Below are 6,924 nucleotides of genomic sequence, written 5' to 3'. Positions count from 1 at the left end.
CTACTTAGGCAGAATGGATGGTTCTCTTCCGTATGACATTTACTCTCGCAAAGATGGTTGGATTGATATTGGACCAAACGCATGGGTGAAAGAAGAACATTTTGATGTTAGATAAGAATAAAGGCTTAGAGTCGCTCGTTTGAGCGGCTCTTTATTTTGGAATCGGGGCATGACCGGAAATGAAAAATAACAGTTTTTTCCTACAAACTAAGTTGTTTTCGTGTCTCGATTCGAGAATGAAAGAAGTGGTTCAGTGATTAGTTTGTTTAAAGACTTCATAAACGCTGAGGCTATTCTTTATAAAAATATTAGAAAACACGTATTCAAGTCACCAAAGAAAAAGAGCGAAACAGACAAGCTAGGAGGAAACATGGACAGGAAGCAAATTTTCATCGACGTCTTATTACACAAAGGGATTTACAAGGAAGAAGATACAGGACGTCAGCTTTATGAAATGAGTGAGCAGGAGTTATTCGAATTACTAAAAGGAGATGAGGAGTAATGCGAGCAATGGAGAACAGTGTTTATGAAGTAACGCAATTATTAGCAGGAACTAAAGGAGGTAAGTAATGAGAAAAGAAACCGCGGTGCAGGTGCAAAGCGAAATTAAAACGGTAGAGAGTGAGATTCATAAACTACAGTACCATTTGGTCGGATTAGATAGCGAGAAGAGGAAGACAAAACAAACTTTGGAAGAATTGAAGAATCGTAAACAACTATTGAAGAGTTATTTATAAGGAGCGGAATGTATTGGATTCCCTTTTTATAAAACGTTAGAGGAAATTTACATGGAGAAAGAAACAGTTTGGTCGAATGATACTCCATCTGTTGTGGTCGAATTAGAAAACTAAACAAAAATTTCATTTTGTAGAAAAAAAACCCCTAGTTTCCTAGGGTAATGGTATAACAGCTCAATATATTTTATTCTTTTATATCGTAACGTAATATTACGTTAAAAACATCAGGTAAATGTAACCAATTACAGAAAATAAGAGCAGCTAGCAAAAGCTAACTGCTCCCTACAAGGAGATACAGAGAAAACTACTTTAAATGAATTCTGGCTAACAGCCTACCAACATTATTGACGGAATATTGAGTTTTATCCAGGGAGGTAGAGGGAAATGAACAATTCTAGACTGTCCCAACTTGGTTTTGGTCTGCAACATCAGAATCGAATGTGTTTGTTGCACTAACACCGCTAAATGTATTGACAACAAAAGCAACGCTTGATGAACCTGAACCATTATAAGCTTTTGTATTTTCCTTTGGAGACACGTTATAAAAATCACCTAAGTTGAAAGAACCGTTACTATTTTGTACAACCAGATTTCCAACAACAGATGGCATAGTTTTCACCTGCTTTCTTAGAAATTATTTAAATTAGCATATGGTTTATGAGTCTAGATGTGCATCTGGATCTGAAAATTTTAAAATGAAGGTTGTTAGAAAACCTAACAAAATAATCCTTTGCGCGACACGTTTCCTTATAAGTGTGTAAACACGAAATGGGAGGGTCATCAATTTGATAACAACAACTGATTGACTGAAAGTAGGAATGAAAGCCGTCAGGTTGAGCTGAAACTACTTATCTAATATTCCTACATGCAAGGAGTGATAGTAGTCACAAATTGTATGAAGCTAGGTGAAGTCGGCTGAACAAAACCTAAGTGAGAAATCATATGGTAATGGATAGGTCGGGATGCTACAAAACATCTATGGTGAGAATGTCTAAAATAACGGACTGGCGAACTTGCGAATATACGGGTCTAAATTATTAATACATAAGAAATATGTATGTCGTCAATGACGATGTTATCTACCGAAAAGTAAGATTAAAGGATATGAAATTCGGAACATCTAACGATGATGATGTAAAGATAACAGGCTTACAGCAAGCACCTAAGGATATATGTATAGCTAGGTCAATCGGAACGTGGTAAGCAAGAAACTGTCACCAACGCCTACTAGCGGACAGATGCATATAAGGTTCTAACGAACCGAAATTGCTTCATTCTTGTGAAGGTGGGGACACAGTACCGACGAAACATGTAACGAATGTGGAGGGATAGTCTCTAGTCTTGTTCTTTGAAAACTAAATTAACTAGATGTAACTCATAGGATCGAGTAAGATGATGGGACTTTTCGTAAGAAAGGGGAATTAATACGTTGGTGAGTACAACATTGTTTGTAATCTAGTTGCTTTAGTATAGCAGAATAAGATGGGGCGCTGTATGCGATGAAAGTCGCACGTACAGTGTTAAGCGGGGGAGAAGATGGAGATAACTTCAAAGTCTTACCTATCGCAACTGCACAAGAATTTTTACGATTATACACAAAAACAGCAGGCAACTGATTAAGTTGCCCGCCATGTTCTTGCACGGCACGGAGGAGCGCTTTCCGTTTTGAAAGAGTGCAGCCGGGGAAAGATCGGCTTAGAGATAGTATGTGCGATATAAAAAAGATTATTCGAAAAAGGAAATTGGATATTTAAAATATTAACAAAATAGTTATTTAATGGGATGTTGATAATAAGCGATTATCATTAAATTGCTCATTGATTAATGATAATTGCTTATATATCGAAAAGCTATTTAGCTATTAGAAATATAGTTTCATCAGCCTTGGAAAACCCATACAACTTTCTTCCGAACTGTAAAATACCTTCTTCACTCTCTGTTAAAGTTTTAATATCATTTTCAAGATAGTGTCCAACGTTCTTTAAATAAGATAATTTTTGTTTTTCATTATTAAGTATAATTTGTTTTTTCTTAATCATTTGCTCCTGCTTATAAAGGGAGATTTGGGCGGAAATAACAATAGGTAGCATAAAAGCTAGCGCTAGTAAAAGACGACGTCTTAGTTTTTTATTCGTTCGTTGGTGATTGTTAGAATTAATTTGGTTTTTTAGGGATGATTGTTGTGATGGTAATTTTGGGATGCTTCCCATTTTAATGCCTCCATTACTAATTATAAATTTAAAATGTTTAAAAGGATTATATTATGCTAAATGGGTAATTCTGAATCTATTTTGGTAAAGATAGGTTTTGTAAAATTTAAATAACATCCTTATTTGAATGTAAAAAAGCCCTCACATAAACGTAAGGACTTTTCTAAAATGAAAGTTTTGGTTTTCAATTATCATTATATATCATAAATGAAGTATATTGAAGTGAAATTTTAACAAAAACGCTATTTTGTACACACAAAAAAGGAACGCTTGACCAAGGCGCTCCTAACCGCTAATAAATATCCAGTCTCATTAAAATTTATGTTGTTTTTATCTAATTAGGATTATAAAAATTTCATTTTGTAGAAAAGGGGAATGGATATGGGCCTGAATTTAGAAGGTGTTAAATACTTTATACAAACAGCTGAAGGAGAAAGTGTGGAAATACAGGGTGGTATTCAAGAAATCGATATTTCTTCTGATGAAACAGTTGAATCTGGTTTTGATTTTAGTAGAGAAATAAGTGTTCCTTGCACATTTGAAGAGCCCCAAAATATAAAAGGGCTGCAAGATATAGGTTTTACACGACAACAAGCATGGAATATTCATTTTCGTAAGGGTGAGAGTTGGAAAGAAAACTAAACAAAATAATCATTTTAATAGAAAGCGAGGTTGGCAGAGTGGAAGATAAAGTAAAGCTATTAGGTGCAGACGGAATGTGCGGAATGGAGTTTACAGGAAATAAGGTTAATGTTTATAACGATGCAGGATACGTAATGGAAAGTATGACAACAAGGGAGCATGTTCAGGAAGTTATTGATTTTCTTGAAGGCTGCAAGAAAGAAATGGAGGAATAAAAATGGGACAAGGTAACCGTGGAATGGCTTTTGAAAAGCTTATCAATCTATCGAATGAAATGTATCAAAGAGCGGGAGTGGCGCTTATAAACAAGCGTCAGACTCCTGTAAAGGTATTAAAGATGGTCTATGGCCGTGTGAAAGATGGTTATTACGAATCTAAAAGTACAGTAGACTATGACGGCGTGTATAAAGGACGAGCTATAGCGTTTGAGGCGAAGTCTACAAATGAGATAAATAGATTTGATGTGAACTACTCGCCACTTAGCTAAGCTTGAAGTGGGAGCTTCTCAGTTCCACGACGAAAGTAACCTTTCATCTCCCTGAGCGTTACTTCGGGGTGTTCCACCCCTAGATGTCCAACGTTTGGATGCTCTTTTGGTACGGTTGATATTTTATACAGGAACCGAATGGCTTGGTTTTCGCACTCTATTTTCTTCCTGCAACCTCATATATCAAGTTATCAAAGAACTTCATATAGCTAGTTTATCAAAAGTTTTTGGCTATGCCAAACCGGAATTCATCTCCCACCTACCGTTGGGCTATCTCCCTTCACACGCTTGAGGAAGGAGAATTCTTTCGGTAAATTCGTTAAAAAACATTGCGCAGCACCAATTAGATTACTTGGAAAAAGCAGAGAGGATCGGAGCGGTTTGCTTCTTTCTTATTGAATTCAGCAAGGATAAGTCAGTCTTCTTGGTACCACTAACAGTCATTCAATTTTATGTAAGGATGTCTCATCAACCGAAGGCTAAGAAGTCTATACCAAGAGCAGACTTTGATATTTACGGGTACCTGGTAGATCAGACAGAAAGAGCGCCAGTTGATTACTTACAATACATTGATGAGCAAGGATTCACACCGGTAATAGATAGCATGATTCAATTTGATCAGGACCATAAAAAGGTAGCGAATGACATTGAAGCAGCGAAAGAGAAAATGAACAACAAGAAACGTAAATTATTAAAGGCTTAATGGATAGCGGAACGATGGCGAGTAGATGGTGGGGCTACTTACTAACCGTCGTTCCCTTATTCAACAATGAGATATTAAAATTTCACGTACCTTATGTAATGTTAAAATTACAAATTCAGAAATAGGGGGATTCCTTCATGGAGAGACAATTAACTTTATTACCAGCTATCGATGATAAGAAAGTACAAAAGGAAGTAGTGAGCGTATTAAAGGAATACAGAGCACTCAAGATGCGATTCAGTAATGAAGTGGAGCAGGAAGGAATCAGTTTATTCCCTGGGTTACGTGATTCAAGGAATACAAGTAAATGGAAGGTGCAGCAGGTAGAGAAGGCGCTTAACAACCTATTAGATGAAGACGAGCGTAAAATCGTTGAGCGTGAGTTTCTGACAAACGAGAGAGTAAAGGATTCAGACGTTTATCATGATCTACTACTCAAGAAGACATATTTCTATGAGAAGAAGCAGAGTGCGGTTAAATTGATTGCTACAGCATTAGGGATAATCTAAAAACCGCGAACAAAATGCGAACTTTTTGGGGGACTAAATAAAAACGTGAAAATTATAAGCTATTTCCATAAACAGTTCTTTGAAAAGAGAATACGTTTTGGGGATAGCGTTCCCATTATAATAACGTTACTCGGTGACGCGGAGGCTAGAGGGAATAAGAGCTTCCCGAAATTATTTATATTTATCATTCAGCTCGGAATGCGTCCTCTGGGTTGATAATAAATATAAGTCTATTTCTCTGATATGTCGTTTCTTGAAAATGGAATGGGGGTGGTTGCTCATGATTGAGTGACACTTGCGTTCTAAAATTCTAAAAATGTATGCGTAATCTCGTTCATTAGTAATTACTCACGATTCTTATTAATGACCAAAATGAGAGCAGAGAGCTTTCGCTCTTTGTTTGAGCCAATACAGCGGAAACATTCCCCTTCCGTCCCTCTAGTGTATTGGTTCAGACAAGGCGTCGGAAGAAATATATACGTCTTGATATTAATCCTTTATAATTCGATATTGGTCTGCAAAGGTGAAAATGACATTAAGTAGCCGAAGTATTGAGCCGACTCTACGGAGTATAAACGAGAAGATTCTTAGTCTTCTCCCAGTCACCGAACTAACCAAATGTGAAGCGTGTAGCTAATATATAGTGTTGCGGTGACTTGGAGAAGGTTGAGAGTTATCTTGACCTTTGAAGAGGAACTTTTGCCATTTGTTTTTTTATTTCTCTCTATTAAATATGTGAACTATGGGGAGTTTTATAAAACATAACTTTTGAATTATGTAATAAAAGTATATATAATTATACTAATGTCAATATATTAACTGGTTAAAAATGGGGAAAGAAAAATGAAGATTAAATTTGATGTAGTTAAAAATGAAAATTTTGATTTTACTTTATTAGAAACAAAATTGCTGAAAACTTTTAAAGAAGTAGATAATGTAGCAATAATTGAAAAGGTTGAAGATAAAATTTTTGAAAAAGATGATGTGCAAACCCATTTAGCGGAGATTACTATTAATGTTACAGGAAATAATATTGGATATAGATCAGCTTCAGCTAGTATATTCATTGTTCTAGAAAGTCTATCAATAGAGCTATTCAATATTAATATTAGTATACATTAAGCATCCAAAATGGGTGCTTTTTTCTTTGTTATATATAAATTACACATTAAATCAGTGAACATTCTAATAAGACAAGCATATGATGAATTCGTGGGACGAGTTATCATATGAGGTGAAACTTGGGGCGCCATACTTATTTGTTGAAGGGTACCTAATGACGGGTACTCTTTTTATTTTGCACCTTTTAATAAGGACAAGCATATATTGGAGTATGGGGTTGCCCCACTTCATATATTTGAGCACCTATCGATTATGGGTGCTCTTTTATTTTGTTTGAACTACCCCCACTTTCACTTCGTTTAGAAGAGGGGGATTCCTAAGTAAAGAGTTCTATCGAACTCTAATTTATTAGGCTATCTCCACAGTCCTTGCGGTTAGAAGCCTTATCGCTTCATTTTTTAGATTGATACTTGCGTTAATATCCCTATCATGGTGTGTAAGGCAAGAAGGGCAGTCCCATTTACGTAGGTTTAGATTTTTAACGTCTTTGTTTTGATATCCACAACAAGAACAT

At 35.8% G+C, this 6,924-nt stretch carries 9 protein-coding genes and 3 pseudogenes; 9 read left to right on the top strand and 3 right to left on the bottom strand.

Features of this window, described 5'->3' with window-relative positions:
- From BAU27_RS33010 to BAU27_RS32455, 3 genes and pseudogenes are all read left to right on the top strand, one after another.
- Window positions 1–115, top strand: a pseudogene (locus BAU27_RS33010) (peptidoglycan recognition protein family protein); the annotation flags it as partial.
- A gap of 255 nt (window positions 116–370) precedes the next feature.
- On the top strand, window positions 371–502 hold the full coding sequence (gene fbpA, locus BAU27_RS24490) for a Fur-regulated basic protein FbpA (protein ID WP_071772246.1): 132 nt from the start codon (window positions 371–373) through the stop codon (window positions 500–502).
- A gap of 67 nt (window positions 503–569) precedes the next feature.
- Window positions 570–737 carry a hypothetical protein gene (locus BAU27_RS32455; protein ID WP_175546558.1) on the top strand — a complete coding sequence of 56 codons (168 nt, stop codon included), beginning with the start codon at window positions 570–572 and terminating at the stop codon, window positions 735–737.
- Window positions 738–1,131: 394 nt separating this feature from the next.
- Here BAU27_RS32455 and BAU27_RS24485 read toward each other — a convergent pair whose 3' ends face one another.
- Together BAU27_RS24485 and BAU27_RS24475 are read right to left on the bottom strand one after the other, a co-directional pair.
- Window positions 1,132–1,347: a spore germination protein gene (locus BAU27_RS24485; protein ID WP_071772245.1), complete on the bottom strand. Its 216-nt coding sequence runs from the start codon at window positions 1,345–1,347 to the stop codon at window positions 1,132–1,134.
- A gap of 1,240 nt (window positions 1,348–2,587) precedes the next feature.
- Window positions 2,588–2,947: a cell division protein DivIVC gene (locus tag BAU27_RS24475; RefSeq protein WP_071772244.1), complete on the bottom strand. Its 360-nt coding sequence runs from the start codon at window positions 2,945–2,947 to the stop codon at window positions 2,588–2,590.
- A 381-nt stretch (window positions 2,948–3,328) separates the two neighbouring features.
- Between BAU27_RS24475 and BAU27_RS24470 the strand changes: the two genes are divergently transcribed.
- The 6 genes and pseudogenes from BAU27_RS24470 to BAU27_RS24440 all read left to right on the top strand — a co-directional run bounded on the left by BAU27_RS24470 (window position 3,329) and on the right by BAU27_RS24440 (window position 6,410).
- Window positions 3,329–3,589, top strand: a complete 261-nt coding sequence (locus BAU27_RS24470; RefSeq protein WP_071745174.1) for a PadR family transcriptional regulator — start codon at window positions 3,329–3,331, stop codon at window positions 3,587–3,589.
- A 38-nt stretch (window positions 3,590–3,627) separates the two neighbouring features.
- On the top strand, window positions 3,628–3,804 hold the full coding sequence (locus tag BAU27_RS32450; protein WP_002187114.1) for a hypothetical protein: 177 nt from the start codon (window positions 3,628–3,630) through the stop codon (window positions 3,802–3,804).
- 2 nt (window positions 3,805–3,806) lie between these two features.
- A pseudogene (locus tag BAU27_RS24460) lies at window positions 3,807–4,055 on the top strand (Holliday junction resolvase RecU); the annotation flags it as partial.
- Window positions 4,056–4,395: 340 nt separating this feature from the next.
- Window positions 4,396–4,779 (top strand): annotated as a pseudogene (locus BAU27_RS24450) (Holliday junction resolvase RecU); the annotation flags it as partial.
- A gap of 137 nt (window positions 4,780–4,916) precedes the next feature.
- Complete coding sequence (locus BAU27_RS24445) at window positions 4,917–5,288, top strand: ArpU family phage packaging/lysis transcriptional regulator (RefSeq protein ID WP_071772242.1); 372 nt, start codon at window positions 4,917–4,919, stop codon at window positions 5,286–5,288.
- 843 nt (window positions 5,289–6,131) lie between these two features.
- Entirely contained in the window at window positions 6,132–6,410 is a 279-nt protein-coding gene (locus BAU27_RS24440; RefSeq protein WP_071772241.1) for a hypothetical protein, read from the top strand.
- Window positions 6,411–6,758: 348 nt separating this feature from the next.
- On the opposite strand, the gene BAU27_RS24435 is transcribed toward BAU27_RS24440, so the two are convergent.
- Window positions 6,759–6,924 (bottom strand): zinc ribbon domain-containing protein (locus BAU27_RS24435; protein ID WP_139254685.1); only part of this gene is annotated, 166 nt, incomplete at its 5' end.

This window comes from Bacillus sp. NH11B (assembly GCF_001884205.1).
GTDB classification, from domain to species: Bacteria; Bacillota; Bacilli; order Bacillales; family Bacillaceae_G; genus Bacillus_A; species Bacillus_A proteolyticus.
This window is presented reverse-complemented; position numbering and strand designations above follow the sequence as displayed.